The organism is Paenibacillus sp. FSL L8-0494, from assembly GCF_038003695.1.
GTDB lineage: Bacteria > Bacillota > Bacilli > Paenibacillales > Paenibacillaceae > Paenibacillus_AQ > Paenibacillus_AQ odorifer.
The window spans coordinates 4,470,370-4,484,910 of record NZ_JBBOPQ010000001.1; the positions used below are offsets into that span (position 1 = coordinate 4,470,370).

At 39.5% G+C, this 14,541-nt stretch carries 15 protein-coding genes and 1 pseudogene; 5 read left to right on the forward strand and 11 right to left on the reverse strand.

Annotation, left to right across the window (positions count from 1 at the left end):
* Positions 1-12: 12 nt before the first annotated feature.
* Positions 13-1,521 carry a hypothetical protein gene (locus NYE35_RS20290; protein ID WP_141240267.1) on the reverse strand — a complete coding sequence of 503 codons (1,509 nt, stop codon included), beginning with the start codon at positions 1,519-1,521 and terminating at the stop codon, positions 13-15.
* Positions 1,522-1,892: 371 nt separating this feature from the next.
* Positions 1,893-2,273 (reverse strand): GNAT family N-acetyltransferase, encoded by a 381-nt coding sequence (locus NYE35_RS20295; RefSeq protein ID WP_235219572.1) that lies wholly within the window; start codon positions 2,271-2,273, stop codon positions 1,893-1,895.
* A 404-nt stretch (positions 2,274-2,677) separates the two neighbouring features.
* Here NYE35_RS20295 and NYE35_RS20300 point away from each other — a divergent pair, with 404 nt between their 5' ends.
* Entirely contained in the window at positions 2,678-3,490 is an 813-nt protein-coding gene (locus tag NYE35_RS20300; RefSeq protein WP_036688882.1) for an undecaprenyl-diphosphate phosphatase, read from the forward strand.
* A 70-nt stretch (positions 3,491-3,560) separates the two neighbouring features.
* Here the strand turns inward: NYE35_RS20300 and NYE35_RS20305 are convergent, their stop codons facing one another.
* The 3 genes from NYE35_RS20305 to NYE35_RS20315 form a co-directional block, all read right to left on the reverse strand.
* Positions 3,561-4,154, reverse strand: coding sequence for a hydrolase (locus NYE35_RS20305; RefSeq protein WP_036688884.1), 594 nt, complete (start codon positions 4,152-4,154; stop codon positions 3,561-3,563).
* An 85-nt stretch (positions 4,155-4,239) separates the two neighbouring features.
* Entirely contained in the window at positions 4,240-4,572 is a 333-nt protein-coding gene (gene csaA / locus NYE35_RS20310) for a chaperone CsaA (RefSeq protein ID WP_038572193.1), read from the reverse strand.
* Positions 4,573-4,607: 35 nt separating this feature from the next.
* Complete coding sequence (locus tag NYE35_RS20315) at positions 4,608-5,513, reverse strand: DMT family transporter (protein WP_076316270.1); 906 nt, start codon at positions 5,511-5,513, stop codon at positions 4,608-4,610.
* A 148-nt stretch (positions 5,514-5,661) separates the two neighbouring features.
* Between NYE35_RS20315 and NYE35_RS20320 the strand changes: the two genes are divergently transcribed.
* The gene (locus NYE35_RS20320) at positions 5,662-6,552 is read left to right on the forward strand and encodes an AraC family transcriptional regulator (RefSeq protein ID WP_076143736.1); all 891 of its coding nucleotides are present in this window, start codon (positions 5,662-5,664) and stop codon (positions 6,550-6,552) included.
* A 293-nt stretch (positions 6,553-6,845) separates the two neighbouring features.
* A complete protein-coding gene (locus NYE35_RS20325) occupies positions 6,846-7,901 on the forward strand; it encodes an ankyrin repeat domain-containing protein (protein WP_341121969.1) in 1,056 nt (351 codons plus the stop codon).
* Positions 7,902-7,972: 71 nt separating this feature from the next.
* Here NYE35_RS20325 and NYE35_RS20330 read toward each other — a convergent pair whose 3' ends face one another.
* On the reverse strand, positions 7,973-8,053 hold the full coding sequence (locus NYE35_RS20330) for a YjcZ family sporulation protein (protein ID WP_232061537.1): 81 nt from the start codon (positions 8,051-8,053) through the stop codon (positions 7,973-7,975).
* Between the two features lie 266 nt (positions 8,054-8,319).
* Here NYE35_RS20330 and NYE35_RS20335 point away from each other — a divergent pair, with 266 nt between their 5' ends.
* Both NYE35_RS20335 and NYE35_RS20340 read left to right on the forward strand, forming a co-directional pair.
* Positions 8,320-8,745, forward strand: coding sequence for a MarR family winged helix-turn-helix transcriptional regulator (locus tag NYE35_RS20335; RefSeq protein WP_341121970.1), 426 nt, complete (start codon positions 8,320-8,322; stop codon positions 8,743-8,745).
* Between the two features lie 82 nt (positions 8,746-8,827).
* Positions 8,828-10,243, forward strand: coding sequence for an MDR family MFS transporter (locus tag NYE35_RS20340; protein WP_341122486.1), 1,416 nt, complete (start codon positions 8,828-8,830; stop codon positions 10,241-10,243).
* Positions 10,244-10,312: 69 nt separating this feature from the next.
* Here NYE35_RS20340 and NYE35_RS20345 read toward each other — a convergent pair.
* The 5 genes and pseudogenes from NYE35_RS20345 to fabZ all read right to left on the reverse strand — a co-directional run bounded on the left by NYE35_RS20345 (position 10,313) and on the right by fabZ (position 14,487).
* Positions 10,313-10,706: pseudogene (locus tag NYE35_RS20345) on the reverse strand (GNAT family N-acetyltransferase).
* Positions 10,707-10,975: 269 nt separating this feature from the next.
* Positions 10,976-11,629 carry a DUF421 domain-containing protein gene (locus NYE35_RS20350; protein WP_076100219.1) on the reverse strand — a complete coding sequence of 218 codons (654 nt, stop codon included), beginning with the start codon at positions 11,627-11,629 and terminating at the stop codon, positions 10,976-10,978.
* 122 nt (positions 11,630-11,751) lie between these two features.
* Positions 11,752-12,990, reverse strand: a complete 1,239-nt coding sequence (locus NYE35_RS20355) for an ATP-binding protein (protein WP_076100217.1) — start codon at positions 12,988-12,990, stop codon at positions 11,752-11,754.
* Positions 12,991-13,450: 460 nt separating this feature from the next.
* A complete protein-coding gene (locus NYE35_RS20360) occupies positions 13,451-14,050 on the reverse strand; it encodes a chorismate mutase (protein ID WP_076100216.1) in 600 nt (199 codons plus the stop codon).
* Positions 14,047-14,487: a 3-hydroxyacyl-ACP dehydratase FabZ gene (fabZ, locus tag NYE35_RS20365; protein ID WP_038572210.1), complete on the reverse strand. Its 441-nt coding sequence runs from the start codon at positions 14,485-14,487 to the stop codon at positions 14,047-14,049. Before fabZ ends, NYE35_RS20360 begins: the two co-directional genes overlap by 4 nt.
* Between the last annotated feature and the right edge of the window lie 54 nt (positions 14,488-14,541).

Here is a 14,541-nt window from a genome sequence, read left to right on the forward strand (position 1 = left end):
GTTAGTAACTTCTCACCTCTCCACGATCGTAATCATATATGGACTCATATCCAGACCAGGACACCGTACCCTTGAGGCTGGTTCTGGAGCAATGCTCGTCCGCAGCATTTTGCCGCGTAAACTCTCAAACAGAAGATCTTCTGCAAGTACATATTGGATTAGCTGTTGGCATTCATCAGAAACGCCGCCACCACCTTCTGGTGCCTGTTCCTGCACTAAAATCTCTGTATGAAAAAACTGCACCCACAGATCAACAGCATCCGGTGTATTTGCCCACCCTGTTAGTTCTTCGGCGGAAAAAGCCTCTGCAGTAAAGGTAAAGCTTCCCTGCTCAGCCAAGGCAGTAAAAACCGGCTTCCACAGATCCACTACTTTTGCCCATGGGATACCTTTAGGAATATATTGAACAGGCTCTGCGTCCACCTCATCTTCGAAATCATCCATCACTAAGTCGGGGATAAACCCTACCTCTTGTTCCTCCCAAGCCCAAGGAAGCGGATAAACGAAGTCCTGATTCGGAGCGAATAATCCGCTGAGCAGCAGTTCAAGACTGTCACCGCTTGGCAGACCCTCTTCTTTCACCCATTCCTCCCATACGTGAGTACGGAAGTTAAACCCGGCTGCTCCCCAGAATAATTCAGGAAAGTTCAATCTTAAATTGGTCTCCATCTCAAAAATATTCAACACTACCTCAGCCAGCTCATCGTGTACACGCCTAGAAAGCTCGACTCGTTCAGAGAGAATACGGATCTCATTGAAGTCGATTACGTCTTTCTCATCATTGGCCAGCCGGGCCAGAGAACGGTGAATACTGTCAAAATGTTTGCGTTCCTCCTCGAACTGATGATGAATCTCTTCGAGTCGCTGATGCCGAGCCACTCCGAATTCACTAAAAATATGCTTTGGATTGCGGCGTAACGCATTGCGGTATTCTTGCTGTTGCTGGGTCATCTTACGGACACGGGAGATCAGTTCATTAACATCCTGAAGAGCCCGAGTTACGCGCCCATGTTTAATATGCATTTGAATCTCGAGCAGTTTGATGCTGATCTGAAATTCATCAATAATCTCATGGCTCATAAAAATGAGCTCCATTGCATATTCGGAGAGACGATAGATGGTTCTGCCATTCTCTTCCCAACTGCTGCGGGTCGCATCCTCGTCCACCGTGAAATACTTATATTTCTGCACGGACATTTGCCGGGTCACATCATCATAGAAAAAGGATTCGAAATCTCCACCATTCCCGCTCCACAATAAACCGTCCACGAGACGCTCTACGGATTCGGTAGTCCCAAGATTGGCGATATTAAAACGTTCCAGTGCAGTCCAAGTAAGTTCTATAATATCCTCTTTGGATCTTCTCTCATTCGATTCTAGCTCCAGATAATAGACTTGCAGCAGAACGCTTAAAGACACCATTTCTTTGTACGGTTGGATTTCGCCAAGGTTCATGCCAGCCCCCAAATTCCACAGGGGATTCAATCGTTTGTTTCGTTCGCCAAAATCCGACCAATTCATCTTTCTGCTAACCTCGCCATCACTTCATAATTTAAAATTTCCTGCGGAACTCTCCGGTCCTCTTCTCCCTGTACGGACAACGCCATACTTATTCTCGATCACCCTCACTAAAAGAAATAAAACCCCTATACATCCTGTATAGGGTTCTGAAACACGGGAATATATGTTTCTATTATAACAATCCTTCGAAGCTTATGCTATTTTTGTTAAACAAAATAATAGATTCTAGCCGGATGACAAAAGATCGCGGAATTACAGGGAGAAATCCCCTGATTTTTCTCTTGAAGCTTCATTAACCCTTATGGACTAAGCAAAAAAAGGCTGCCCCAAAAACCATGAATTGGCTGAATGAGACGGCCCTTTTTTATTAACTACTCAGCAACTCCTTGCGTAAACGCCATACAATACTGCTCAAGTGGGCTATTAGGTAGAGGAATGACTTTAACCGTACGGAAATGATAATGCTCATAGATGGGCAAGTTGCTCGGCGTCTGTGTCTCTAACGTGCATAATGTATTGTTCACACGACATTCCGCGAGCAGCGGTGTCATGATTTTTGATACATATCCTTGGCCTCGATATTGTTCTTGCACTGCAAGCATATCCAAATGTTTATACTTCTGATCCCCAAACATTGATAACCATAAAGAACTCATACTACGCAAAATAGATAAACCACGTATAAATCCTCGCACCCCAATGATTCGGCAGATCGGTAATGACTTGATGATCGCAAGGACTATCTGTTTCATATACCTGACGTTCGAAATCAATGTCCCTGTCTGACGCTCCGAATGGAACACTAAAGCCACTGCTTCAAAGTTAGTAGAAGTCGTTAGTAAATCCGAATATGGATACAACATCTCAATGTAACGATGAAAAAAAATATTCAACACGCGTAATCTGGTTGATTCATCAGGCAAGATATGCTGATATAACGGATCATTTTTAGCAAATGCTTCGGCCAGAACACTGGCTGCTCTCGGAATATCATGCTGCTGAATTTTTAGTAATGTACTACAAATAGTTCCACCTCATTTAATAGTCTTACGAATTAGTATAACTCGTCCAATTGAATATGGCACGATGGTTCTATTGTCATTTCTTTATTGAATACGATATGATTGAAAAGATTACAAAAATACTGGGAGGTAAAATGGAAGATATTATACTGTGGCTTAAATACTTGTTTCTAGGGTTTGTTCAAGGGGCAACTGAGCCAATCCCCGTCTCTTCGAGCGGCCATTTGATCATCGCACAGAAATTGCTAGGCTTAAAACAAAATGGGCTATCATTTGAAATCTTAACAAATACGGCTTCACTAATCGCGATTTGTTTTATTTTCCGTAAAGATATCGGAAGATTGATCACTGGATTCGTTCAATTTATTCTGACCCGCAAAGAGGAATATAAGTCAGATTTCCTGTTCTCTTTGTACATCATCATCGGTACCTTGCCTGCGGTAATCGTTGCTTTACTCTTCAAGGATCAGATTGAGGATATCTTCTCGTCAGTTCATACCGTATCCATCGCCTTGCTGGTTACAGGGGTAGCTTTATGGTTGATCCGTAACCTTCGCGGCCGTAAACAAGATGGTGACTTAAAAGCGAAGGATGCAGTTATAGTCGGACTTGCCCAAGCAGTCGCCCTTATTCCTGGGATAAGCCGCTCTGGTGCAACTGTCATCTCTTCCATCGCTGTGGGAATGAAGCAAGAAACTGCTTTACGCTTTTCTTTTATGCTTTATATTCCTGTCAGTTTGGGCGGACTTGTTATGGGTGCATCTGATATTGCCCACGATCCTAACCGCTCGCAGCTAGCAATTCCATACTTGATTGCATTTATTACTACACTTATCGTTACTTATTTCTCCATGCGCTGGTTTATGGGGATTATGGCTAAAGGTAATTTGAAGTATTTCTCTTATTACTGCTTCTTAGCTGGGATACTTCTCCTCATCTTTATGTAAGACATAACTTCAATTAAAAAACCTCATGACAATCTCTGAAATTACAGAGAGAGCCTGAGGTTTTTTTATACTATTTCAACATGGATATTACTTCATCGCTCGACCGGATCTTACCTATACGAGGGAAGATAGTTTTGCATACATAATCATGCTCTTCTTTTACCATCGCGGTCATAGCGTCTTCTACAAAAACTTGATGATAACCAAGCTGATAAGCTTCTCTTGCAGTAGTATCCACACCAATCGAGGTAGAAATACCACATAATACGATCGTATCTATTCCGCGGCGCCGTAACTGCAAATCAAGATCTGTACCGAAAAATGCCCCCCACTGCCGTTTGGTAATCAGATGTGCATTTTTGATATTCGCTAATTCTGGCACGATGTTGTCCCAACCTTCTGGATAGGTGACAGAATTCATTTGTAAATCAGTTTTAGGTTTAAGCATATCTTGCCCATCTAGCCATGACACCCTCACTAGAACAACAAATCCTCCTTTCTCCGTAAAGGATTGAGCTAATTTGCAGGCATTCTCAACCACCTGAGCACTTGTATGCGGCCCCTGCTTTGGACTGAGGACAATTCCTTGTTGCAGGTCGATCACGACTAGCGCCGTTTTACTTGCCTCAATACTTTCAGATACTAAGCTTGTTAATTCTTCCATGGTCTTCTCTCCGATTACTATCAATTTTGTGTACATCTTAAAATAGACCCACTGTTAGTTAGTTTAATACAACAATTACCCTATATTACCCAATAGGTGTCCCATTAGGTAATTTAATATCTGGCTTCAAGAGAACCACATCCCCTTTATCCGGTATTCCTCCAAGAACTAATACTTCTGATAGGAAACCCGCTATATTTCGAGCAGGGAAGTTAACTACCCCAATGATTTGTTGCCCTACAATCTCTTCAGGCCTATATCGTTTAGTAATCTGTGCACTTGATGTTTTGCTTCCGATATCTGGTCCAAAATCAATTTGGAGTTTAATCGCAGGTATTTTTGCTTTTGCAAAAAACTCCGCTTTAATAATCGTTCCAACACGAACATCAAGTTTCAAAAAATCATCAATAGTTACCATTTTCCATCCCCCTATACATATTTCCGACTACTCATTTACTTATTTTGAATGTTGTACTTTAAAGATTTCGACCAAAAATACATTCCCATACCGAGTAAGGTTATTATGCCGCCTAAAAGCTGGAATAATGACATAGTTTCCCCTAATAATAGGTATGCAAGGACAATGGCAAGAACAGGCTCACCAATAATCCCAACCGAGACAGTAGTTGCTCCAATCGACTTTAACAAAAGGTTAAAGATGTATTGACCAAAAATAGTTGGAATTATTGCAAGAAGCAAAAAATAAATCCAATCTGATGAAGCATAATTAATTAATGAGACATTATCTATCAAATTGTACACGAGCATAACAGTACCACCAATAAAAAAGACGAAAATGCTGTATATATTTGCATTGATTTTGCCGCTTACTTTTTGCCCGGCCAACAGATAGGCTGAAGCGAAGAATGTACCAATTAACGATAAAGCATCACCGATTAGTGCATCTTTCGAAACCCATATGTCTCCCCATGCAATAACAATCGAACCTAAAAGAGCAACAATCAGGCAAAAAACGGTTAGCAGGTTAACATGTTCTTTGAATAAAAAGTAAGACCCTATCATAACAAATAGTGGCTGTAACGATAAGATCACCATGGAGCTTGCAACTGAAGTATAGACCAATGATTCCATCCAGAATAAAAAGTGTAACCCTAGAAATAGGCCGGATAAAATAACGATGACCCAATCTTCTTTATTCATCTCAGTAGAACGAGCCATTTTCCCGGATGTAAAACAGAGCATGATGATTACAGAAATAAACAGTCTATACATCCCAGCCACTGAAGTAGGTGTATCTGAAAGTTTAATCATAATTGAAGAGATAGAAACGGACAAAATACTGATAAATAACAGAATAAACGGATGAAATAGTATAGACGGTTTATTTGAACTAACCATAGTTCCTCCAAAATGTGTGACAATCCCTGTGCACAGAATTGTATGATAAGTCTAGGCTGGATATAATAATATCATCGTCAGGGTCTATATTGTGCAACTATATCTTTAATTTATATTGAAATATCGTCAAATAAGGAGAATAAGCACTTTGAAAAAGCAATTGCACGAAGCCATTCAATTTCCTGATGATGCATTTCCATACATCATGTACACTCATACCAATTATGAATCTATTCCTAATGGCAGAGGGGTTAACGATCTACATTGGCACCAAGAACTACAAATTACTTTAGTGACCAAAGGGAAACTAACCATACAAGTCAACGGAATCAATTATGATTTAGAAGCAGGTCAGGCCATCTTTATTAATAAGAGCGTACTTCATATTGTTACGTACCTTAACCAAGAGGGTGAATATGTTAGTTTTAACTTCCCAGAGAAGTTACTCGCTTTTTATTCTGAAAGTGCAATGGAAAAAAAGTATGTACTTCCGTATACCAATTCATTCTTGTTAAGTTTAGAAATCAAAGGAGATAAGGACTGGCATAATCAAATCCTACAAATTCTTTGGGATATGAAAAAAGAATTTGAATCGAAAAAAAAATGGGGATGGGAGTACGAAGTTTCTATCAAAACTGTCCAGTTATGGTTAATCCTTATATCAAATTTTTCTCTATCCTCTGAGGAATCGTCTAAATATAACAGACTCCAGCAAGAGAGACTACAATTAATGCTTAGTTTTATTCACAAAAACTATTCTAATAATTTGACATTGAAGGAAATAGCAGACACAGCACATCTAAGTGTATCGGAGTGCACTCGAGGTTTTAAGAAAAGTATCCATATGACTCCGTATTTCTACTTAATTAAATATCGCATTAATAAAAGCTGTGATTTGTTAATAGCAACTGACTACACGATAACTGAAATCGCACAGCGAGTTGGTTTCAATAACGCCAATCACTTTATCCAGTCTTTTAAAAAACACTTAAACATAACTCCTAAGGAGTTCAGAAAAATTAGAAATGAACGAACTTAAAAAACAACAAAAGCAGAGTCGATCGCTTTGTCTGACTGCCTAGTGTTAGCGTAATTTCGATGTCCTTCGTAAATCTCGAATATATTTCCAAGACACAAGCTTAATGTTTTTATTTTCTATTAGTCTATGATTCGAAATCGACATATAAACGATATCCCACTCTTTTCCAATAAAGTTACGTTTATATCTTCAACCTTTTCGTCCTGCATGAATTAGTGTTCAATTCTCCTATATGATAAACTTGCAAGAAGTTATCTGCTATTTATCTATTAATAAAGGAGCGGAAAAATGAGATGGGCAAAAAGAAAAAAACATTACCCGCCAATTTTGACGAGCTGGTTAAAACGAATGATATGTCTGCCTTAAAAGAGGTATTTGAGCTATGCGAATGGGATGCCCGTGGGGGTTACAGCAAAGGTACCGCCCTCAGCTTCCGGCAAATACCGGATGAAATGGTTTCCTGGCTTGTGGAGCAGGGTGCTGACATCAACGCTGCCGACAACTATAAGCGTACCCCTCTTCATGCTCAGGCTGCAACCTGGTCCGGAAATGTCCCCTTACTCCTTGAGCTAGGTGCAGATATGGAAGCCCTGGATTACCAGAATGAGACACCGCTGCACTCAGCAGCTGCTTCTTACAAAACAAAAGTAGTGCGGGATCTGGTGGTACGCGGCGCAAATGTCCATGCAGAAAATAACCGAAAAAACACACCTCTCGCCAAAGGATTATTACAATGCCGGAATATCGATATAGTTCACATGGCAGAAATCTCGCGTATTATGCTAGATGCAGGAGCAGTAATCACGCCGGAGATGAAGGAATCCGTGCGGCGTATCGGCAAGGATTTTGAATTCGTCAGAACAAATTACAATAAAGATCGACTGGATGAAACGGCAAATGCTCTCCTGGAGCTGTACCGGCAATTTGATGTCGAGCCTATAGCGAAACTGGTGAGACATGATGGAATTTCTCCCATCAAGGTAACGGCAGCCGCATGGCCCGCACAGCACCAAGAGCTGTGGGATTTTCTTGTCCCTGCTTCAGGACATGCGACAACGGTGCAGGGTGAGGTTATCCGCATCACAGGGCGGGTGTCTCATGAAATACTTAATAATGGCGGAGGAAACTGGGATGCCGATTACCGTAAAATGCTGGATGCACTGATACGGCATTTTAGCACGGGCACGCCTTTAACGCCCGCCCTTCTTCAAGAGGCAGCTGCACTCGCCAAGCGGTTCCGCAACATTGCTGGCAATGAGCAACCAGCCAGATTATGCGAGCTGGCGGTGCAATGGGTACTTGCCAATCCTCAGCCTATTTCTATGACACAACCCGATTATTCCCGTTAAGTCTATCCTGCTAAAGAAAACAAAGAAACGCCCCGAAGAAAAAAACTTCGGGGCGTCAATTTACATAAATTCTAGATCCAACAAGTTTTAAGGATAATGACGAGAAGAATGTAAAGCACAAGAATCGTACCCGTTGATGTCCAAGGATTAATACAAACTGGAGCCTTTTTTTGTTCTTGAACGCCCCCAACACAATTATATCCCATTTTAATCCCTCCCTAATTACTTTTTTTTAATTTCACAACAGCATATGACTATGTATCATCAAATGATTGGGCATTAAACAACTTTGTCGCTTGTATCTAAGCCTATGATTCTATTCATTTTCTTTAACTTGACAAGCATCAGTTACTGTATGCTAATATAGACAAATCAATAACGTTGATATATCATCTATTCTTCAATTAGGAGAGATTATATGGATTCCAAAGACCCGCTAGGTTTAGTGATTCGCGATTTACATTTGGAAATAGCAAATTATTTAACAAAATTGCTTGCCCCTGTTCGACTTGCGCCTGAACAACATCTACTTATGGCTTTGTTGCTTGAGAAAGAAGGTTTATCTCAGAACGAGATTGCTAATAAACTTGGGAAGGACAAAGCCAGTGTTGCCCGAATGATCGCCAGCTTAGAGAGCAAAGGTTATATACACAAAATAACAAGTACGCAGGATCGTCGTTCGGTAAATGTTTTTGTCACAGACGAGGGCAGAAAATTAGAGTCTACAATAAATGAGGTGACTATTAAATTAAACGAAGTTATCGCAACAGGACTATCTCCTGCGGATTATTCAACACTTAAGACTTTGTTAACTCGTGTGCAGGATAATGTAAGAGGTGCTTAGAGCATTTCTCTCCTCCTCATAGTTGATATATCATCTATCCAGCATAAATAATCCGAATCAAAATTCTGAAAAGAGGTTCATCATTATCATGGAATCAACATCAACTGTTCAAGTTAAACGTCCCGCCCTTATGGCCTTCTCGCTTATGTTAGGTGCATTCGTCGGGCTATTTAGTGAAACCGCCTTAAACATGGCTTTTACAAATTTAATGGATGAATTTTCAATCAACGCCTCAACGGTTCAATGGCTAACCACAGGATATTTACTTGTATTAGGAATCCTCGTTCCAATATCCGCCCTATTAATGCAATGGTTTACCACTAGACAATTATTCACAGCTTCCTTGCTATTATCTATCGTCGGTACATTAATTGCTGCCCTCTCCCCTAATTTCAGCTCATTATTAATTGCACGATTAGTGCAAGCCTTAGGGACAGGCTTATTGCTTCCATTAATGACCAATATTATTCTTATTATTTTCCCTGCATATAAACGCGGAACTGTCATGGGAATGATGGGGCTCGTTATTATGTGTGCACCGGCCCTTGGACCTACTCTATCTGGTTTAATTGTAGATCATTTTGGCTGGGAGTATATCTTTTGGATAAGCTTACCTTTATTGTTATTTACATTAGGTTTCGGATTAACATTCATCAAAAATGTAGCCAACATCACAAAACCTAAAATAGATATTTTATCCATCTTGCTTTCTACGCTTGGATTTGGTGGAATCGTCTTTGGTTTTAGTAACTTTGCTGATCATTCTTTGAGTGAAATCATTGTTTTGTTGCCTCTTATTATTGGTTTCATCAGCTTAATCTTGTTTGTATTACGGCAATTTAAATTGGAAACCCCAATGCTGAATTTACGGGTATTTAAATATCCCATGTTTACGATAGGTCTTATAATGCTCTTTTTAGGAATGATGATCATTTTATCTTCTGCAATTTTATTACCTTTATATTTAAAAGGAGGTTTGTTGTTATCGGCCACAATGGCTGGTTCTCTACTTCTTCCAGGCAGTGTTATTAATGGGGCTATGGCTCCAGTTACGGGTAGAGTATTCGATAAATACGGTCCGAAATTATTGCTGCCGCTTGGATTTTCCATCACAACCATTGCTGGTTTTCTATTTACAAGAAACTCAACTGAAACCAGTAGCCTAACCTTTATTTTAATACACTGCGCAATGTTTATCGGATTAGCAATGGTCATTATGCCCGCTCAAACCAATGGGTTAAATCAATTACCTGTGAAATACTATCCGGATGGGGCTGCTGTTATGAGTACACTTCAGCAAATTGCAGGTGCTCTTGGTACAACGTTCGCTGTTACGCTAATGTCTAGTGGACAAACACGATTCGCAATCACACACCCAACCGCTGCACAGCCTGAAATATTAACCGCTGGAATTACACATGCTTACTTATTTATCGCAGCAATTGCAGGTATAGGATTGATTATATCGTTATTTGTGAAGCGTATTCGAGTGTATTGATTTGTATGTTAAAAAGACAGTGGACATGAACTGCCCGCTGTCTTTTTTTTCAAGTATAATCCTAAGGCTTTAACTCATATGTTTTTCATAAAAAACTAATGTTAAGTTGTCATTTATTCTTTTGGTTTCCCCCGTGCTTCTATACCCTAACTTTTCATATAAATAGCAATTCCTTTGCTCTTGTATAATACTATCCAGCTCCCATTTCTTTGATACTGACCCGATAAGTTTTATTTTCCTTTTTAACGATGCGGACACCACCCACAACAATATCAAAACTCTTAATCATGTAATAATCTGCAAAAGACTGATTAATTCGATCCCTTATTTGTTCCACAGATTCATTGGCTGGGCTGGTTTCATAATCTTTATATTTTTCCAGCAATGGCATAAAGGCTTTGACTTGCATTTCATGAATAAACGCTGCGTCACTCGCGTCTGCTTTACATATAGAAATCTCCATAAAGTTATACCCCTCCGAAAGTTAGTAAATATATAAGCTGTCAGATATTCTTTTTATCCTCCGATTTAGAGGAATCTCTAAAAGAGCCCAAGATACCCGTAAACAGCCCAATTAATCCAATAAAAACGCCTATCCCGCGGCCACCCTCATAGGCTAATATCACAACTACTCCAAACAATGTAATGTGAAGCCCAAAAAGTTGAGTTTGCACTCCTGATTTCAAATAAAGACACTTGAGCCTCCCGGCTCCAGCGTCTCATCATGTGGATTTATGGTTTGTTTTTGGGAAGGATATAGAGTGTTCCGTCTTCTTTATATTCAGCATAGGCAATATCCTCAATGCAATTATAGCCCTGCTCTCTGACGCGTTCCTTAATCTGCTCCTTGTTCATCGATCTGCCACGCATAGACTCTTCCAGTACCCTGCCTTTATCAATAACTGTAACGGAAAAAGCAGAAGATTGCTCATCTTCAGACTTGCGCATTACCGATAGAGAACCGTTCGTTTCGAGCAGAGCATACCGTACTTCACTTAGGGAAAAGATATTTTGTTGCCTCAGCATGAACAGCAGTTGGGTATACTCAATATCATATTTCTCCAACAAATCCTGATTCACTTTGCCATCGTCAATTAGCAGCACTGTCCGGCCTTCCGCCATGTTCCCGAATTTCACAAAATGGGTAGTCACCTTTTCGAACAGATAAGATAATGCGGTCCAAATAAAAAGAGCAAACAGCAAATGCCAGATCTTCACCTCATCATCATATATCGTATTGCCGACAATTTCACTTAAAATCAATGAAGACAGAAAATCAAGTGGTGTCAATTGACTAAGCGTCTTGCGGCCGGTAATAAAGGTAATGATCCACAAACCAAAAAAGCTGATGACCAATTTGACGCCTATAGTTACAAATATCTCCATTGCTGCACCTCCAGATGGGACTCGCGCAGGCACGTTGCCCTTTTTACACGAAATCCATTCATGAAAGGTATTACACACTCCTAGTGGGGTATAAACAGCAAAAGATACTCTCTGCAACTTGCCTATGTTGGGATGGTTATAAGGAATGTTGTCCCTTTGCCTTTTTCACTATCGACTTCAATATTTCCTTTCACTTTATCGACGGTACTGTAGACCATAAGCATACCCAGCCCCGTCCCTTCTGCTTTAGTAGAATAATATGGTTTACCGAGTCGCGATATTTCATCTTTAGTCATGCCGACACCGTTATCTTTGATACTGATCATAATATTTTGCTTTTTTTCAAATATATCGATAAATAGCGTTCCGCCATCGGTTTCCTTCATCGCTTCTATACCGTTTTTATATAAATTAATTAGACACTGCTGAATCTGGTTCCGGTCATAACTTTTATTTAAGGAATTATTAAAATTGAATTGAACATCTACTTTGTGCATGGTGGCATAAGGCATTATGATATTTTTAGTATATTCTGATTCTGCCTTCATATTGGAGTAAACCATGTTTTCAGATTGTGGCTTGGCAAAGGAGAGATAATCACTTACAATTTTTTCTGCTCGCTGTAGCTCTTGTAGAGACAACTCTACAAATCCCTTTTCCTCTGGCGTCATTGTTTTAGATTTATTTAATAGCTGCAAAAAACCACTAGTCACAGTAAGTGGATTTCTGATTTCATGGGATACACTTGCCGCTAGCTCGCTGACGACATTTAATCTTTCCGATTGGACAATCCGTTCCCGATTTTTAATATTAGATATAATTTTTTCAATCAAAATCATAATGACACTCATCACCCCAACATGAGTCGTCAAAGCATTTAATGAAAGAATCCAAAATTGCCTGTCTAAAGAATCCTGAACCAAACCTAAAATAAACAGATAAACCCCCATAATTAGCAAAGCAATCAGATTTGCCGCAATCACACGACCTTTCGATGGTAATTTTAAAAATCTGTTTTTATATAACGGCACCAAAATCAGAATCGCCGTCGCAAATAGAAACGAATAAAATACGCCATCTCCACCCACATAGAATCTGTACGCATTCAAAATAATATATAGAGGAAAAACATTCCTATATCCTCCAAAGAGTGCCACAATAATAAACGGAATGTACCTTAAATCAAAAATATAGCCAATTTCTAGTCTGATAGGTTTAGCGATACAGAGACTCATGGTCACTGCTGACATAAAAACGAGAATCAATCTATTGTAGGAATAGGCCCGATTCTCAAAAAATATCAGAAATGTTAATACTGGAAAAAGCAAAAACAAAAAATTCAAAAGTAGGGTTTCAAACAAGAGATGACTTCCTTTCAGCCTTTTGCTGCGTAAATGAATATATTCAAGGTTATATTAAGGGTTTTAGATAATTACCTAAGCTAACATTATAAGTCACAGTATTGACTATACACTATGTATTTCTCAACCATTTTTCAAATAATCCCAAAAAATCATACTATAGAACCACAATTAGCAAAAAAATACAGACATCTGAAGTCTGTGTGGGGTCATCAATTTTCGTATTCCTGAATATCTACATTGTAAACTGTACCTTCGTAGTTTTTATGGCTGGAAATGAATCATTGAATTTGTTTTACACAGAAAACAGCCATCCCCTCAGGATGGCCGGTTTTTATTTCACTAAAATCCGTTAACTGTGATATGGAGCGGAGCCTAATTTAACTTCGCTCGGATCTCCACTTTTGATCATAGCAATGGAGACAGCTATAAGCAATATTTTCCGGTGAATAAATAAGTACTACAGCCTAAAAACAATTTGATCTCCTGTCTCATTGTTCTTGAAGGGTTTACCATATTTCCTGAACTCTAATGTAACGCCTGAAGGATCGTCAGAAAGCGGTGGAGAAATCACGTAATTATAAGAAGCTTGTCCGGTTGAACTTCCGCCATTCGTCATTCGACTATCATATTCTTCTCCTATAAACAGCTCGAAAAAGCTATGGCTATGAGAATTTGCTGGAAGCTCAGTTGTCATGTCCCAATCTATATTAAGGGTGACCACACTAGCATTACTGTATTGACGTATAGAGGTCAGTGTATAAAATAATTCATCTTTCTCAATTGATTTAAGAACTGCAATATGTTTTCTAAAATCAATTGGCTCAACCATCGGTTTAAAATGATCTTCACTTAGCAATGTCCCAAATACCGCTTTCAAAAAATCCTCATAGAGCTCATAATTTTCTGCCCATTTAGAGATAGATTCAAACGGTGGGAATCCTGGATTATTATTCGAGATTTCCTTTCGTTGCTTGATCAATGCACATATTTGCTCGTCGATATCCTTAATTTGCAGATCGTAATGTTCAGTTGGTCGTACAAACGGCATCCTTTTCATTTTGAACCTCCTTTTTGCACAAATGCAAAAGAAATCTCAGCTTCACATACCAGCTCACTATTTACTGTTGCGATGCCTTTGCCTTTTACAATCTCACCTTTCATCCGATTGACTTCGAATTCGAGAAGAAGCTGATCCCCAGGCGTTACTTGGCGCTTAAAACGGGCATTATCAATGCCAACTAATAACCCTATCTTGCCCATCAGCTTTTCGTTTTTGCACATTGTGATTCCTCCTACCTGGGCTAATGCCTCCACAATTAAAACACCTGGCATTACAGGATGCTCAGGAAAATGGCCGCTAAAAAACGGTTCATTAATGGATACTTTTTTTATACCTACTGCTCTCTTGTTCTCCTCCAACTCTATAATTCTGTCCACTAAAATAAACGGATACCGATGAGGAATAAGTTCTACAATCTGCTGTATATTTAGCATAATTCCCGTCTTAGCCTCCTAAAATACTTTTTGGGTAATTTTAACACCAGAAGA

Excerpts from the sequence above, each read along its gene's own strand:
- NYE35_RS20290 (WP_141240267.1), bottom strand. The coding sequence starts at position 1,521 with ATGAATTGGTCGGATTTTGGCGAACGAAACAAACGATTGAATCCCCTG.
- NYE35_RS20295 (WP_235219572.1), bottom strand. The coding sequence starts at position 2,273 with ATGAAACAGATAGTCCTTGCGATCATCAAGTCATTACCGATCTGCCGA.
- NYE35_RS20300 (WP_036688882.1), top strand. The coding sequence starts at position 2,678 with ATGGAAGATATTATACTGTGGCTTAAATACTTGTTTCTAGGGTTTGTT.
- NYE35_RS20305 (WP_036688884.1), bottom strand. The coding sequence starts at position 4,154 with ATGGAAGAATTAACAAGCTTAGTATCTGAAAGTATTGAGGCAAGTAAA.
- csaA (WP_038572193.1), bottom strand. The coding sequence starts at position 4,572 with ATGGTAACTATTGATGATTTTTTGAAACTTGATGTTCGTGTTGGAACG.
- NYE35_RS20315 (WP_076316270.1), bottom strand. The coding sequence starts at position 5,513 with ATGGTTAGTTCAAATAAACCGTCTATACTATTTCATCCGTTTATTCTG.
- NYE35_RS20325 (WP_341121969.1), top strand. The coding sequence starts at position 6,846 with ATGGGCAAAAAGAAAAAAACATTACCCGCCAATTTTGACGAGCTGGTT.
- NYE35_RS20335 (WP_341121970.1), top strand. The coding sequence starts at position 8,320 with ATGGATTCCAAAGACCCGCTAGGTTTAGTGATTCGCGATTTACATTTG.
- NYE35_RS20350 (WP_076100219.1), bottom strand. The coding sequence starts at position 11,629 with ATGGAGATATTTGTAACTATAGGCGTCAAATTGGTCATCAGCTTTTTT.
- NYE35_RS20360 (WP_076100216.1), bottom strand. The coding sequence starts at position 14,050 with ATGAAAAGGATGCCGTTTGTACGACCAACTGAACATTACGATCTGCAA.
- fabZ (WP_038572210.1), bottom strand. The coding sequence starts at position 14,487 with ATGCTAAATATACAGCAGATTGTAGAACTTATTCCTCATCGGTATCCG.